Genomic DNA, 14,129 nt, shown 5'->3' with positions numbered 1-14,129 from the left:
CCCGTAGCGGACTGCGTTGAGGGCAGCCGCCGGGGAGTGAGCCGCATCGCGCGCTCCCGGGCGCGTCCCTCCCGCCACCTCGGCCGGTTCCGGTCCCCTTTCCCACGCGCGTACGCCGTGCGGGAAAGGGGACCGGCCCAGTTCGTCACGGCCGACGGCGCAAGGAGCGGGGCGCCCGGCGTTCCACCGGCGGAGCAAGGATTGCATCGTGCCGAGTGCCGGACAGCGACAGCGACGGTGACCATGGTGGGAAACATTCCCGAGGAGACGACGAGCTGCAGGGTGAGCAGCGACCTCCCTTGTGCGGTCATGGCGATCAACGTGTAAAGGTGAGCTCTGAGAACGGTCCGTACCGCACCCGGGAGCCCCAGATGCCGCAGATCACCGTCGACTACTCCGCCGAACTCGACGACACCTTCGACCGCCGCGGCTTCGCGCTCGCCCTGCACCCGCTGGTCGCCGAGACGGTCACCACGAAGGTCGCCGCCTGCAAGACCCGCTTCCGCCGCGTGGACGAGTCCGTGGTGGGCGACGCCGCCACCGGCGACGCGATCCTGCATGTCTCGATCGGTCTGCTGCCCGGCCGCACCGAGGAGATCAAGGCGAAGCTCACCGAGTCCGTACTGGAGCTGTTGGCCGCGCACATCAAGCCCGCCGACGACCTCACGGTCCACACCTCGGCCGAGACCCGCGACCTGGACCCCTCCTACCGCAAGCGCTGACCGCGCCGGCACGTACGACCTGGTGCACGACAGAGAGTGGATCGGGTCGTCACGTCAACCGCTGCGACGGCACAGCCGGTACGGCGGGCGAGAAGGCGGAGAGCCGCGCCAGCAGATCTCCGAACGGCCCGTCGACCGGCTCCTCCGCGAGGACCCGAAGCACGATGCCCGCCATCTCCGTGTCGTATGCCGCACTCACCGCGGCCAGCGCCGCGAAGTCGTGCACCAGTTGCATCTCCAGCTCCGCGCGCGGGATCCGCCGCCCGTCCAGCCAGATCAACGCCGTCGACTCGGCCAGCGACACCCACGACCGTACGACCAACTCCAGCCGTGCCGGGGGCTCCTCCACCCCCAGGTGGGCGAGGATCTGCTCGTACGCCGCCTGCCGCACCCCGTCGATCATCGCGTTCGCCGTCGACGACCCGGCTGCGGGCCCGCCCCGCATCAGGGCGGAGAACCCGGGCCCGTGCTCGTCCACGAAGTCGAAGAACCGCCCCATGACGCGCAACAGCCGTGCCCCCAGGGGCCCTTCACGCGGCTCCAGGAACCTGCCCGCCAACTCGTCGGCCGCCCGCCGCAGTGCCGCCTCGTACAGGCTCTGCTTCCCCGGGAAGTAGTGGTAGACGAGCGGCCGGGAGATCCCGGCGGCGGCAGCTATCTCATCGATGGAGACGTCGTCGGGGGCGCGGTGGCTGAACAACTCCAGCGCGACACCGATCAACTGCTGCCTGCGCTCATCGACGCCCATCCTGCGCCGTACCCCGGTCGTCATGGCACCAGCGTACCGACCGCCGCCTGGACGGGGCTCGGTGGTGCACCGGACCGATCCCGCAGGCCCACCTCAGGCCGTGCCGCTGCATCGGCCGGCCGACGCCGTGGACCGGGCAGCACGCGGGCGCGGGGCCCCGCAGGTGGTTCGTCACCACCCGCAGGGCCCCGCACACCGGAGCGTCATCGGCTCCCGCTACTCCTTCCCCACCTCGGCCGCGGCCGCCGCGAGGAAGGTGTCGAGGACCCCGTCGCCCACCTTGGGCCGCACGCTTCCCCAGGTGTTGCGGGCCGGTACCACCCGTACGGCACGCGCCTGGGTCTGGAGGCTGTTCGACTCCTCGAGCAGCTTCTGGGCCTGGCCGGCGTCCTGGGTTCCCAGTGCGTCCACCATGGTCACCATCGCCTTGCCCCACAGTGCGGTGGCGTCCAGCCAGGAGGCGGCGTCGGCCGTGAAGCCCTGCTCGACTGCTCCGCCGCGGATGACGGCGGGCGCCTGCTCGATGCGCTCGGCGTAGGCACGCAGGTCCGTCAATGCCTCCGTCCTCCGCCCGGCGTTCCAGTCCGCCCAGAAAACGGCGATGCGGCGGGCGAGTTCGGGGGCCTGCCGCTGCCACGGGGTGGCACCGAAGGTCGGCGCCATGTGCTCCAGATCACCGAAGACGAGCAGGGCGTCGGTGGCCTGCGGGTCGCCGCCCGCGAGGTAGGCCATGGCGTGCGACCAGCTGGTCCGCGCGTCGTACGCGATGTCGTTCCAGGTGAAGTCCGCGGCGCCGAAGACGGCGACCTTGCTGGCGTACGGCTGGTTCATCGGGTTGGCGACGATGCCGGAGAGGTGGCCGGACAGGCCCGCCTCGCGCTTGTCGTAGGGGGCGAGCAGCAGTCGGCCGCTGGTGTTCCCGTAGTCGTTGACCGGATAGTTGTCCCAGACGAAGACCTTGCGGCCGAAGAGCTTGGAGGCGCCGTCGGCCTGGTCGTTGGTGATCGTCGGAGGTACGACGTCGGTGCCGGTCCACATGACCACGACCGCGGGGTCGAGGGTGGCCCGCATCGTCTGCTTGTAGCTGGTGTCGGTCAGGTCGCCGTACTCGGTCGGCACCATCTGGAGGGGGCGGGCGTCCTCGTGGGTGGCGATGAAGTTCCGCTGGAGGTCGTTGAGCAGATCCACCTGCGCCTTCGCGGCTGCGGTGCGTCCCGGTTGGCCGTACGCCGCCTGGTCGGCCGCGCAGTTCCACCTGGTGTAGCTGATGTCGTCCAGAGGGATGGAGAAGGACCGGGTGCCCAGGTCGTAGAGGGCCTGGAGCTTGGCCTTGAGGGCCTTGCGGTCGTCGAGGTCGGAGTAGCAGATCGAGCCGCCGGGCGAGACGGCGAACGTGAAGCGGACGTGGTTCGCGGTGGCCCGGTTCACCAGCTCGCCCAGTTCGGCGAGTTTGTCGGTGGGATAGGGGTCGCGCCACTTGTCGCGGTGGTAGGGGTCGTCCTTCGGCGCGTAGATATAGGTGTTGGCCTTGACGTCGCCGTAGAAGTCCATCTGGTCGAGCCGTTCGGCATGGGTCCAGGGCTTGCCGTAGAAGCCCTCGATCGTGCCGCGCAGAGGCATCGAAGGGAAGTCGCCGGCCTGTGCGCCCGCCACCGTCCAGTCGTCGTCCTGGCGTTGGAAGAGTTGACGCAGGGTCTGGACCGCGTAGAACTGGCCCGTCGCGTCCGCGCCCCCGAGGGCGATCTGCGGATGTGAGGGCTGCCCCGACACCCGCAGGGCGTAGCCCTCGGCGTGGTCGGGCACGGCGGTGTCGCCCAACGCGTTCGCGATGTCCGGGCGTTCCGCGGGTCCCAGCATCACGGTGAGCAAACCCGCGCCCGCTTGCGGGACATTGCCGGGGGAAACGATGTCAACGCGCGCGGCGCCGTGCCTCTTCAGCTCACGGATCAGGCGGTCACGGGCGGCCGCGTCCGTGCGGTCGTCGACGACCACGAACACCCGGCCGGTGACGGTCGCGTCCTTGCCGGAGCGAGAGATGGACTGCGGGGTCGGGGAGACCGGCGGCAGGGGGCGGGCGCCGGGCGAGGCGGCGCCCGGCGCGTCCGCGACCCCGGCCGCCTGGGCGCTGGCGCCGTGTGGCAGCACCCCGAGCACCATAGTGCTTGCTATTGCGAACATGCTGACAGCGATCCTGCGTCTTCCCATGGAGCTCTCCAAGGTGGTCTAGACCACAACGACCCCAAAAGGCTACTGGCGAAACTCAGTTCACTGTCAAGAGGTCCGACCTATTGGATTAGACCACTTGAGCCATTACGTTTCGCTGGAGCCAACCATGGAGCCCCATGTGAGTACAAGGGAGGGGAGAGCTCTGTGATCACGGTGCTCACGCGCGACAGCAACGGGTCGGTGTGGTCGTGGTCGGGTGCGAGGCGGGCGCAGGATCGACCCGCGGCGTGCGGGCGGGCGGGCCACGCCCCGAACTCCCCCTACAGGTCCAGCACCAGCCGCTCCCCCCGGCACCGCGACACACAGATCAGCATGGAGTCGTCGCGCTCCGCGTCCGTCAGGAGCTCGTCGCGGTGGTCGATCTCGCCCTCCAGCACGCGCTGTTGGCACGTTCCGCAGAAGCCCTGTTCGCAGGAGTACGAGACATGAGGGAGTTCTTCGCGGACCGCGGCCAGGACCGACTGGCCCGCCGCGACCTGGACCGTACGCCCGGTGCGGTGCAGCTCCACCTCGAAGGCGCCGGAGCCGGCCGGTGATGAGGCCGCTGCCGTGAAGCGTTCCAGGTGCAGGGTGCAGTCGACCGGAAGAGCGGCGGTGACCGCGTCCATCAGGGGTTCCGGGCCGCAGCAGTAGACCGCGGTGCCGGGCGCGAGGCCGGTGAGGGCCGCCGCCGCGTCCGGGTGTCCCGACTCGTCCTCCGGTGCGAGCGTGACGCGGCGGCCTTCCGCGCCGAGCTTCTCGATCTCGTCCAGGAACGGCATCGAGGCGCGCGTACGGCCTCCGTACAGCAGTCGCCAGTCGGCGCCGGAGGCGGCAACCGCCCGCAGCATCGGAAGGATCGGGGTGATGCCGATGCCGCCCGCGACGAAGACGTACGAGGGGGCTTCGGCGACGAGCGGGAAGCGGTTGCGAGGGCCGCGGATCTCGATCTCCTCGCCCTCGCGGAGCCGGGTATGGACCTCGCGCGAACCTCCGCGACCGTCCTCGACCAGGCGGGTCGCGACCGTGTACGTGCCGGGGTCGGCCGGGTCGCCGCAGAGCGAGTACTGGCGTACCAGACCCGACGGGAGTACGAGGTCCAGGTGGGCGCCGGGCTGCCAGGCGGGCAGGTCCGTTCCCTCCAGGCGGAGTTGGACCACGCCGTCCGCCGGCACGGTGCGTTCGGTGATCAGCAGTCGGCGGGTGGTGGTGGAGCGGCGGCCGGACCGTCCCGAGACCGGCTCCTCCAGGGCCGGCAGAGGCCACAGCGGGGACCTCTCGATGCGGCGCTGCAGGGCGCGCCTGGCGAGCAGCGCGGCACCGGTGACGAGGAGGACGGTCCGCAGGCGGGGGCGGGGCAGGGCCATGGTCAGTGGGTTCCCGTCATACGGGCCTCGGCGGCCAGTGCCGCGGGCGAGTGGGCGAGATAGTCGATGGCCTGCGCCGTACTGCCCTCCTGGGAGGGGTGGTAGGAGTGACTCAGGTAGCGCGGGATGGAGCGGAGCAGGGCGGGAGTGGAGGGCAGGGTGCCGCGCTTGCCGCTGTCGTAGAACGCCTTGAACGACGCCTTGCCGTCGAGCAGGCTGGGGTCGTTCTCCATGAAGAAGCGGACACCGCGCTGCCAGAGGAAGAGCAGGGCGGAGAAGGCCATCCCCCAGGTGCGAACCCGGCGCCGGTAGCCGCCGTCGACATGCATGAAGACCTCGAAGGCCACCGAGCGGTGTTCCACCTCCTCGGCGCCGTGCCAGCGCAGCAGGTCCAGCATGGTGGGGTCGGCGCCCTTGCGGTCCAGGGCCTCGGAGTTCAGGATCCAGTCGCCGAGGAACGCCGTGTAGTGCTCGATCGCCGCGATGATCGCCACCCGCTCCATCAGCCACCACGTGCGGGCGCGGCCCGGCGGCAGCGTCCGGTCGCCGAGCAGCTTCTCGAAGAACCAGTCGACCTGTGCGGTGTACGGGGTCGGGTCGAGCCCGAGCTTCTTCAGATGGGGGAGGACGTCGTCGTGGGCCTGGGAGTGCACGGCTTCCTGGCCGATGAACCCGATCACGTCCTGCCGCAGCTGTTCGTCATGGATGTACGGCAGCACCTGCCGGTACACGTGGATGAACCAGCGCTCCCCGGCCGGGAGCAGCAGATGGAGCACATTCATCGTGTGCGTGCTGAAGGGGTCGCCCGGCACCCAGTGGAGAGGAGTCCTCTCCCAGGCGAACGAGACCTGGCGGGCCTTCAGCTCGGTTCGCTCCGATGCGACCGCCGCTGGCTGCGTGTTAGACATGTTGTCAATGTACTGACGGGTACGCGGAGGGAACAGGGGCGTGCAGCGAATTCCTGCAGCCGCTGATCGGTGGGTGACGGAGGGCGCTGTCCGTCGTGTTCGGTGAGCTTCCGACGGCGATCGAGCGCCTGCTTCGGTCAGGTCGCACTCGATCCACGACGAGAGCGTCGCCCGGCGGCTGCCGTCCGTCGGCTCCCGGGCCCCGCCCAGCCGGGGCGCACGTGTCGGGCCCGTGGCGGTCCTCCTCGACGGAGGGCGCCACGGGCCCGGTTCATACTGCGGTCCGGATCGGATCAGCGGGAACGGTAATCCCCGTACCGGTCCTGGTCGTGGCCCCAGCGCCCGCGGTCACGGTACTCGCGGCTCCAGGGCCCGCGGTCACGGTAGTCGTGGCCCCAGCGCCCGTGCTTGCGGTGGTGGCCCCAGCGTCCGTGGTCGCGGCGGTCGTGGCCCCAGCGCCAGTCGTCCCGGCGATCGTGGCCCCAGCGCCAGTCGTCCCGGCGGTCACCGTCCCCGTGCCGACCGTCACTGGCCTGCAGGGAGTGGGAACCGCCGGCGGCGCCGGAGGCAGCGGCCTGAGCTGCGCCGCCGCCGCCCAGCACGACGACGGCGGCCACACAGACTGCGGCAGCGAAGCGGGAAACATGCATAGAAATCTCCTGTCGCAGCAGACGCGGATGCGCCTGCTCGGATTGGACACCGCAACCGTCGCCCCCCGAGGACCGTCGACGACCGCGCCACGCGCTCCAAGACACCCGATCTGCTGCAATGCCGTCGATCGTGGAACCGAGTCCTGTAGGCAATTCGTGCACCCCCCATCCGTTCCCCCCGTCCCCTCCCGTGACCGTTGCCGTCCGCCCCTCGGTACCCCCTCCCACCTGCAGGTTCCCCACCGAGGTATCGGGGGCGCGCACGTCCGGCGGCGACTGCGCGCCCTGATTCCGCGGGCACGCCGGAGGGTCCGTCGCCGGGCACGATGAACCGGCCGGGCGGAGGATCACGGCGTGCACCACGGGATACGGGCACGGCGGCATGGTCAGCGCAGAGCGCCCACCCGCCTCCCGTCCGCCAATAGCCCGTTCAGCCGCGCCCGATCGCCCGCCCGTGCCCGTACCGCGAGCAGATGCCCCTGCGCCCGGCCCTCCACCCCGCCCGATGTGGTCAGCGAGGCGAAATCCGTGCTGCCCGCCGCCAGTACGTACCACCGGCCGGCGTGCGACTTCCACAGCACGCCCGCCAGAACCCGCGGATCCCGCTTCCCGCAGGCCGGCGAGTCCTCCGCGCGCGCCGCCACCGCCCCGGGCGGCACCGCACCACCGGCGGTGGACTGCGCCGACGGGGCCTGGAACTGGGCGAGGACCCTGCTTCCCGAGCCGCGCCAGGTCTCCGCCCGGGTGCACAGCCACTGCGCGAAGCCATCGCCCTCGGGCAGCCACTGTCGCGCGTACGGCCAGGAGTTCACCGAGCGCACGCCGCGTGAGCGCACCGCGGTCAGCAGGCAGGCGGTCCGTGCCCAACTCTCCCGCTCCGCCCGCCCGGACACGTCGTGCGGCGCCGACGGCGGCCCGGAGGTCAGCCGGGCCGGGGCGAGTTCGCCGAGGTCCGTCAGCAGACGTGTCGCCGTGGCGTCCTGCATTTCGACGGCGGACCAGGACCTGCAGTCCCCGGTCGTCTGCGGACTTGCCGGCACACCGGTCACGCCGTTCCGGTCGCGGCGCAGCGGCCGGGCGGCCCGGTCGGGGGCGAGCAGATCCCGTACGGACGCCTGCCGCACCCAGGGAGCCGTCAGATAGCGGACCGTGCCGCCGCCACGGCTGACGACCAGAGCGTCGGCGGAGGACGCGTCCGCACTGTCGACACGGGCGAAGTCGAGCGCCGCGCCCTGTGCCGGATCGGCGTTGCGAGCCTCCGCGTACCGCACGATGCGCAGCCCGTCGTAGAACAACACCACCGCGGCCGCGCCCACCTCGCCCGCGTACAGCAACTGCGGGGGCCCCATCGGCGGCCCGACCGGCGTCCCGGGCGTCGTGGACGACCGGACGGCGGGGCCCGGACGCGCCCAGACGGCGAGTGCGCGCCGCAGCAGCCGGGTGTCGTCGGTACGGTCGCCGCGGGTGGGCCAGGCGGTGAAGTCGATCCGGGGCGAGCGCCGCCAGTACCAGGGTGGCACCCTTACCAACGCTGCGGGTTCCAGCGCCTGTTCGGCCGCCGGGTTACGGGAGTACAGCGGCGCGGACGTCAGGTCCCGGCCCCAGCCGTTGCCCGGAAGACCCAGCAGCGCCCCGCACACCAGGAGAGCGGCGACCGCCGCGAGCGCCGCTTTCGCGTGTCGGCGGCGGCGCAGCAGATCAGGCGGGCGGGCCTGCAGGGAACAGGGGTCGAACTCCGTGGAGTCCAGCAGCGCGTAGGGCGCGGCCACCGCGTCCGCCTCCGTCAGGGCCGCGTGCGGGTCAGCCACTCCTGCGGCGGCGAGCACGCGACGTACCTCCCCATCCGCGAGGCCCTCCAGGCCGCGCAGGACGTGTGCCGCGCGCGCCGGCCCGGAGAGCGCCGACAGCGCCTGGTCCAGGGCGAGTTCGTCCGCACCTCCGGAGTGCGGGAACAGACGCAGACCCCACACCAGAGGGAGGAGCGGCGGGAGCTGCGACCGGCGCGGCCAGGCCGGGCGACGCAGCGGGCGGCCCGCCTCGAGGGCGGTTCTCACCACCCGCTGCCGGACGTGCGCATATCCCGGGTCGATCGCCGTCCCGTCGGCGGGGCGGCGGGGGAGAGGGGCGCGGTCGTCGGCCGTGAACGCCGTCCGGCGCCCCAGCGGCAGGGACCGCTGGGCGAGGGCGTGCGCCGTCAGGACTCGGCGGTTGCGGCCGAGGGAGGACGGCAGGACGAGGTAGCCGAGCCGGACCAGTCGCGGATAGTGCTCGACGAGCGCCGCCTCGGCCTGCTCCACATCGACCGGGGCGGTGGCGGACGGTTCTTCTGACAGTGGGCGCACATTCAGCTGAACGAGCGAATCGTGCGATGGTCACCCCGGCCCGCGAACGGTTGAATCGGATCGGGCCGTTCGGCCGCGCGACGGAGTGCGAAGGGGCACGATGGTCGGATGGTGACGCAGCTGGAGATGCGACGAGAGCGTCGCTCCGGGGGCAGGACCGCGGCGGTCGTCCTTGCGGGACTGGCTCTCCTGGCGGCGTGCGGCGGGGGCGGTGGCGGCGACGACAAGCCGCACGTCCCGCCGACGGCGACCGGCAGCCTGGAGCAGCTGGCCACGAAGGCGCACTGCAAGCCGAACATCCAGACCGACGCGGAGGAACTGCGTCAGGCCAACTGTACGACGGAAGACGGGCGTTATGTGCTCGCCACCTTCGCGACCGACCGCGGGCAGCGTGAGTGGATCAACGAGGCCAACGACTACGGCGGCTCGTATCTGGTCGGCCGTAAGTGGGTCGCCGTCGGCGAGGCGAACGTGGTCTCGGCACTGCGCGGCCGGCTCGGGGGGACGGTGGAGAGCGCCTCGCCGCACCACCACTCGGGGAGTGCGGGCAGTGGGGGGAGCGAGGGAGAGCACTCCGGTCACCACGCGAGCTGACCGCGCAGGCAAGAGGGGAGGGGCGCTGCCGAAGGAGTGGATCAGCGGCACCTGCGCCCGCCGTTGACGCAGCTCACCACCTTCTTCATCAGGTTGTCGTCGAAGACGTTGATGAAGTCACCGTGGTCGGTGACCGGCTTGTGCAGCTGCTCCGGGAAGGAGTCGACGGCGAAACCGGGGCCCGGCGGCACGTCGTACACAATGCGCTGGACCAGCTGGGGAATGGCCTTGAAGCCGTTCGGGCACCGTCCGTCGGCCTGGGCGAAGGCGACATGGGTGCGGTGGTTCGCGGAGTCGGTGTTCTGTCCGTCCCAGCAGCTCTGGAAGGCGAACGAGCGGACCACCTGGCTGCCGTCCGGGCAGATCGGGTATTTGTCCTTGAGCTGACGGTTCTCGAATCCGGTGCAGCTCCACGATGCGTTGGCGTTGGCGTCGCCGTTGGTGAACGCCTTCGCGTCGCCGGTGATGATCCGCAGGAATCGCGGCATCGCGGTGACCTTGCCGGTGGGATTGCCGACGAATTTCAGTGTGACCTGGGACGGGGTCCGGATCTCTCCGACGTTCTGGTCCTTTCCGCCGCCGTCGGCGTCCGCGTCGTTCTCAGCCGTCCCGTTCTGCAACCGCAGCACGGGCCAGTAGTAGGTGGACCTGTCACCCTGATTCCGGCACGTGGTATCACCGTTGGCCAGGTCGTCATCGTCGGCGAAGGCGTCGTTGGCCTGGTTTCCGACGTAATCGTGCATGTGGTGGGCGCCGTTGCTCACTCCGGGCGCGACGATGACGTTGTCGGGGTTGAATTTTCCGTTCTCGTTACGTCCGCAGTCGGTGGTGAACGTACCGCGCGAGGCGCCGCGACGTGGGCGGGGCTTGTCGACATTGGGCTGTACGGACTGGATGTCGACGAAGTCGGGAGCCTCGGGACCGTTGCCCTGCCGGCCCTGACCGTTGTCGCCTCCCTGGCCCCCGTCCCGGCCCTGGTCGGCGCCCTGGCTGTCGGCCCGGTCGCCGACCTGTCCGTTGCCGCCGTCAGCGCCGGAGGCGTTGTCGTCGTCGGCGCGCAGACTGCACGGGGCCAGCCCGTCCAGCCTCTCCGGGCGGTCCGCGTTGCGCCCGATGGCCGTCGAGATGCGGTCGATGCCGGCCGTCCGCTTGTCCTTCAGCGGACCGAGCACGGCATTCTCGACGAGGTTCGGATCGCGGGACATCTCGTCCTTACGATCGGCGAATTGCTGGTAAGCCTCAGTGATCTGGGTATCCATGGCGGCCAGTTCGCGGTCGACCTCTCCGCGCGCCTCATCGGGTACGTCGGGAAGTGCGTTACCCACGTCGGGGCAGTCGATGGTGGACATCTGGGTGCCCGTATTCCATGACCGGTCGGGGGGTGATCCCGACGCTCCTTCCCCCGCCGAAGCGTAGACATTGACCGCGACCAAACCACCCCCGCCCAGAATCAATGCGGCCGAGGCGATAATGGCCCGGTTGGCCAGCGTCGAACGTTTGCGTGATGTGCGTCCCATGGAACTCCTCATGCCTCGAGGGAGAAGCGTGACGTTCCATACGGGTGTGGTTCGGGGGCCGTTCAGCGAAAGGGGAAGTTCGTAGAAAGCTCCATTCGCAAAGCGGGTCACATGGGGGCGGGAGCGAACGCGGCGAGGTGAGGGTCGACGGGTGCGTCGGTCAGCCGGTTGGCAAGCGTCGACATCGTGTAGGCGCCGATGCCCAGGACCACTTCCAGCGCGTTCCGGTGGGTGTAGCCGTGCGCGAGGAAGGCCTGCAGCGTGTCATCGTCGACCGCGCCCGCCGTGGCGATGACGGCCAGGGTGAACTGCCGTACCGATTCGAGTCGTTCGTCCGGGAGCGGAAGTGGCTTCTCCTCGCGCAGCGCGGCGACGAGGTCGGCGTCCGCACCGAGGGCGGTGAGCTTCGCGGTGTGCATCGCCACGCAGATGTGGCACCCGTTGCGGGTGGCGATCGTCATGATCAGGACCTCGCGGGAGAGCGGGTCCAGGGTGGTCGACTCGAAGATCGCGCTGATCTTCAGAAAGCCGTCGAGCAGCTGCGGCGACGTGGCCAGCCGGCCGACGGCGGCGGGCAGGTATCCCTGCTTGTCCGCTACCGCCTTCATGGTGCGACGGGCGGCGACGGGGGCGGATTCGAGGGTGTGGTCGGGGAAGGCGGATGCGGGCATGGCGTGACCTCTCGCGATAAACTCGACAACGTGATTGACGAAAACGTAAACCAAGTTGTCGAGTTGCGCAATGGCTGAGCCGGCAGGGCGGGCCGATGAGTCGGCGACCGCCGGGGATGGTGCGGGCTTCGAACTGCCCCTGCTCCTGTTCGCCGGGTTCCGGGCGATCATCGATGAGCTGCATCGGGAGCTGGCCGAGAGCGGTCACCCGGACGTGCGGCCCGCGTACGGCTTCGCGCTCCAGGCCGTCGGCCGCGACGGCGCGACCGCAAGTGAGATCGGCCGACGGCTCGGCGTCTCCAAGCAGGCCGCCGGGAAGACCGTCGACAGGCTGGAGGGCCTCGGTTACGTCGAACGCGTCGACGATCCGCAGGACGGGCGCCGCAAGCTGGTCCGGGTCACCCCGCGCGGTGTCGACGTACTGGTCCGGTCCGCCGAGGGGTTCGACCGGCTGCACGCCGAGTGGTCCCGGGCGCTCGGGGCCGAGCGGCTGCGCGCCCTGGAGTCCGACCTTCGCGCGATGGCGCCCGCCGGCGGGTTCCGGCTCGACGCGGCGGCATGGTTCAACGGCTGAGTTGCTGCCAGGTCGACAGGGGAGAGATGGGACGTATGTTGTAGGCACTCTTTCCGTGGGCCCCTTTGTGCGGCAGCATGCGCACGTCGGTACCCGAGAGATCCGACCAATGAGGTCGGGAAAGGGAGGGAACCATGGCACGACGCACCCGTGTGCTCAGTGCGCTCGCACTGGCGGCAGCGGCCGCGCTCATACCCGTGCAGGCCACCGCTCAGCAGGCCGTGCAGCAGTCCGGCCCCGGGGCGGGCGCGCCCCGGGGCGCTCCGGGCGCCCCATGCGCGGCGCCCGTGAAGCCTGCCTCGCAGATGGCCGTCGAGTCCTGCGACACCCCCGAGCGGATCATCGAGAAGGCTGCGAACATCGTCCCCACCCCGGGCCAGCTCGCCTGGCAGCAGCGGGAGGTCACCGCCTTCACACACTTCGGCATGAACACCTTCACCGACCGCGAATGGGGCTCCGGCACCGAGGACGAGAAGCTCTTCGCCCCGGAGAGCATCGACGCCGACCAGTGGATGCGCGCCTACAAGGCGGCCGGAGTCGAGCAGGTCATGCTCACTGCCAAGCATCACGACGGGTTCGTCCTGTACCCCTCCCGCTACACCGATCACTCCGTGGAACTCAGCCCCGGCAGCCCCGATGTCGTCGGCGCCTACGTCAAGGCCGCGCGCAGGGCAGGGCTGAAGGTCGGGCTCTACCTCTCGCCCTCCGACGGCGCCGAACTCCCGCACGCCTGGCATGCCCAGTGGGTCGAATCGATCCGTAAGAAGCAGGCGGAGGGCAAGGCGCTGAGCCTGCCCGAGCGGATGGCTCTGGAGGACGGGGACCGCGCACCCGCCGGCGAGGGCCGGTTCGGCAACGGAAGCGCTGTCACCGAGCGCACCATCCCCACCCTCGTTCCCGGCGACGACCGTGCCTCCGCCGTCGAGCGCGGCAAGCTGCCCACCTTCACGGTGATGGCCGACGACTACGACGCGTACTACCTCAACCAGCTCTACGAGCTCTTCACCCAGTACGGGCCGATCGAGGAACTCTGGCTGGACGGCGCCAACCCCTGGTCCGGCTCCGGCATCACCCAGAAGTACAACGTCAAGCAGTGGTTCGACATGGTCAAGGCGCTGTCGCCGAACACCGTCGTCTTCCAGGGCCCGCAGGGTGTGCGCTGGGTCGGCAACGAGAGCGGAATCGCCCGCGAGACCGAGTGGAGCGTCACCCCGCACGCCACCGACCCGTGGACCGGACTCGGCAGCCTGCCCAACGACTCGACCGACGCCGACATCGGTTCCCGCACCAAGCTCCTCGCCCCGACGACCAGGTACCTGCAGTGGTACCCGGCCGAGGCCGACGTCTCGATCCGGCCCGGCTGGTTCTACCACCAGGGGCAACAGCCCAAGACAGCGACGCAGTTGATGAACCTGTACGAGAAGAGTGTCGGCCGCAACGCCTCGCTCCTGCTGAACGTGCCGCCCGGCCGGGACGGCAGGATCGCCGACGCGGACGTCGCTTCACTGACCGCCTTCGGCAAGGCCGTACGCAGCACCTACGGCACCGACGTGCGGCGCACACAGGGGCCGGGACCGAAGACGTTCGACCGGGTCGCCGTCCGTGAGGACATCCGGCAGGGTCAGCGCGTCGAGAAGTTCGCCGTGGAGGCCCGGATCGACGGCAGCTGGCAGCGGATCGCCGAGGGCACCACCATCGGCAACCGGCGCATCCTGCCGCTCGCCTCGCCCGTCACCGCGACGGCGGTACGGGTCAAGGTGCTGGAGTCCCGGGCCGCACCGCACCTGGGGGCGACCACGCTGCACCTGAGTTCGGCCGGATGAGCCGCCGG

12 protein-coding genes are annotated in these 14,129 nt (G+C 70.5%); 4 read left to right on the top strand and 8 right to left on the bottom strand.

The window, feature by feature from the left end; genetic code table 11:
* Window positions 1–371: 371 nt before the first annotated feature.
* The gene (locus ACFU6I_RS27980) at window positions 372–722 is read left to right on the top strand and encodes a 5-carboxymethyl-2-hydroxymuconate Delta-isomerase (protein WP_384371702.1); all 351 of its coding nucleotides are present in this window, start codon (window positions 372–374) and stop codon (window positions 720–722) included.
* A 49-nt stretch (window positions 723–771) separates the two neighbouring features.
* Here the strand turns inward: ACFU6I_RS27980 and ACFU6I_RS27975 are convergent, their stop codons facing one another.
* From ACFU6I_RS27975 to ACFU6I_RS27950, 6 genes are all read right to left on the bottom strand, one after another.
* Window positions 772–1,494, bottom strand: coding sequence for a TetR/AcrR family transcriptional regulator (locus ACFU6I_RS27975; protein WP_384371674.1), 723 nt, complete (start codon window positions 1,492–1,494; stop codon window positions 772–774).
* A 192-nt stretch (window positions 1,495–1,686) separates the two neighbouring features.
* Window positions 1,687–3,627 carry a beta-N-acetylglucosaminidase domain-containing protein gene (locus ACFU6I_RS27970; protein WP_384371700.1) on the bottom strand — a complete coding sequence of 647 codons (1,941 nt, stop codon included), beginning with the start codon at window positions 3,625–3,627 and terminating at the stop codon, window positions 1,687–1,689.
* A 329-nt stretch (window positions 3,628–3,956) separates the two neighbouring features.
* Window positions 3,957–5,036 (bottom strand): PDR/VanB family oxidoreductase, encoded by a 1,080-nt coding sequence (locus ACFU6I_RS27965; protein ID WP_384371698.1) that lies wholly within the window; start codon window positions 5,034–5,036, stop codon window positions 3,957–3,959.
* An 8-nt stretch (window positions 5,037–5,044) separates the two neighbouring features.
* On the bottom strand, window positions 5,045–5,950 hold the full coding sequence (locus ACFU6I_RS27960; protein WP_384371672.1) for a metal-dependent hydrolase: 906 nt from the start codon (window positions 5,948–5,950) through the stop codon (window positions 5,045–5,047).
* Between the two features lie 293 nt (window positions 5,951–6,243).
* Window positions 6,244–6,600 carry a hypothetical protein gene (locus ACFU6I_RS27955; protein ID WP_384371670.1) on the bottom strand — a complete coding sequence of 119 codons (357 nt, stop codon included), beginning with the start codon at window positions 6,598–6,600 and terminating at the stop codon, window positions 6,244–6,246.
* A gap of 386 nt (window positions 6,601–6,986) precedes the next feature.
* Window positions 6,987–8,942 (bottom strand): hypothetical protein, encoded by a 1,956-nt coding sequence (locus tag ACFU6I_RS27950; protein WP_384371668.1) that lies wholly within the window; start codon window positions 8,940–8,942, stop codon window positions 6,987–6,989.
* Between the two features lie 108 nt (window positions 8,943–9,050).
* Here ACFU6I_RS27950 and ACFU6I_RS27945 point away from each other — a divergent pair, with 108 nt between their 5' ends.
* Window positions 9,051–9,536: a hypothetical protein gene (locus tag ACFU6I_RS27945; RefSeq protein ID WP_384371666.1), complete on the top strand. Its 486-nt coding sequence runs from the start codon at window positions 9,051–9,053 to the stop codon at window positions 9,534–9,536.
* Window positions 9,537–9,577: 41 nt separating this feature from the next.
* Here the strand turns inward: ACFU6I_RS27945 and ACFU6I_RS27940 are convergent, their stop codons facing one another.
* Window positions 9,578–11,053, bottom strand: coding sequence for a DUF1996 domain-containing protein (locus tag ACFU6I_RS27940; RefSeq protein WP_384371664.1), 1,476 nt, complete (start codon window positions 11,051–11,053; stop codon window positions 9,578–9,580).
* Window positions 11,054–11,160: 107 nt separating this feature from the next.
* Window positions 11,161–11,724, bottom strand: coding sequence for a carboxymuconolactone decarboxylase family protein (locus ACFU6I_RS27935; protein ID WP_384371662.1), 564 nt, complete (start codon window positions 11,722–11,724; stop codon window positions 11,161–11,163).
* A 70-nt stretch (window positions 11,725–11,794) separates the two neighbouring features.
* On the opposite strand from ACFU6I_RS27935, the gene ACFU6I_RS27930 reads away from it, so the two are divergent.
* Both ACFU6I_RS27930 and ACFU6I_RS27925 read left to right on the top strand, forming a co-directional pair.
* Window positions 11,795–12,298 (top strand): MarR family winged helix-turn-helix transcriptional regulator, encoded by a 504-nt coding sequence (locus ACFU6I_RS27930; RefSeq protein ID WP_384371660.1) that lies wholly within the window; start codon window positions 11,795–11,797, stop codon window positions 12,296–12,298.
* Window positions 12,299–12,432: 134 nt separating this feature from the next.
* On the top strand, window positions 12,433–14,121 hold the full coding sequence (locus ACFU6I_RS27925; protein ID WP_384371658.1) for an alpha-L-fucosidase: 1,689 nt from the start codon (window positions 12,433–12,435) through the stop codon (window positions 14,119–14,121).
* The last annotated feature ends 8 nt before the right edge of the window (window positions 14,122–14,129 follow it).

Origin of the sequence: Streptomyces sp. NPDC057486 (assembly GCF_042802415.1) — a bacterium.
Taxonomy (GTDB): Bacteria; Actinomycetota; Actinomycetes; order Streptomycetales; family Streptomycetaceae; genus Streptomyces; species Streptomyces yanii.
Note: the sequence above shows the minus strand (reverse complement) of the source record. Positions and strands in the feature narration are given on the sequence as shown.

Bases quoted from the DNA above. Each gene is read 5' to 3' on its own strand.
- ACFU6I_RS27940 (WP_384371664.1), bottom strand. From the start codon at position 11,053: ATGGGACGCACATCACGCAAACGTTCGACGCTGGCCAACCGGGCCATT.
- ACFU6I_RS27970 (WP_384371700.1), bottom strand. From the start codon at position 3,627: ATGGTGCTCGGGGTGCTGCCACACGGCGCCAGCGCCCAGGCGGCCGGG.
- ACFU6I_RS27945 (WP_384371666.1), top strand. From the start codon at position 9,051: ATGGTGACGCAGCTGGAGATGCGACGAGAGCGTCGCTCCGGGGGCAGG.
- ACFU6I_RS27925 (WP_384371658.1), top strand. From the start codon at position 12,433: ATGGCACGACGCACCCGTGTGCTCAGTGCGCTCGCACTGGCGGCAGCG.
- ACFU6I_RS27935 (WP_384371662.1), bottom strand. From the start codon at position 11,724: ATGCCCGCATCCGCCTTCCCCGACCACACCCTCGAATCCGCCCCCGTC.
- ACFU6I_RS27930 (WP_384371660.1), top strand. From the start codon at position 11,795: ATGGCTGAGCCGGCAGGGCGGGCCGATGAGTCGGCGACCGCCGGGGAT.
- ACFU6I_RS27975 (WP_384371674.1), bottom strand. From the start codon at position 1,494: ATGACGACCGGGGTACGGCGCAGGATGGGCGTCGATGAGCGCAGGCAG.
- ACFU6I_RS27955 (WP_384371670.1), bottom strand. From the start codon at position 6,600: ATGCATGTTTCCCGCTTCGCTGCCGCAGTCTGTGTGGCCGCCGTCGTC.
- ACFU6I_RS27980 (WP_384371702.1), top strand. From the start codon at position 372: ATGCCGCAGATCACCGTCGACTACTCCGCCGAACTCGACGACACCTTC.
- ACFU6I_RS27960 (WP_384371672.1), bottom strand. From the start codon at position 5,950: ATGTCTAACACGCAGCCAGCGGCGGTCGCATCGGAGCGAACCGAGCTG.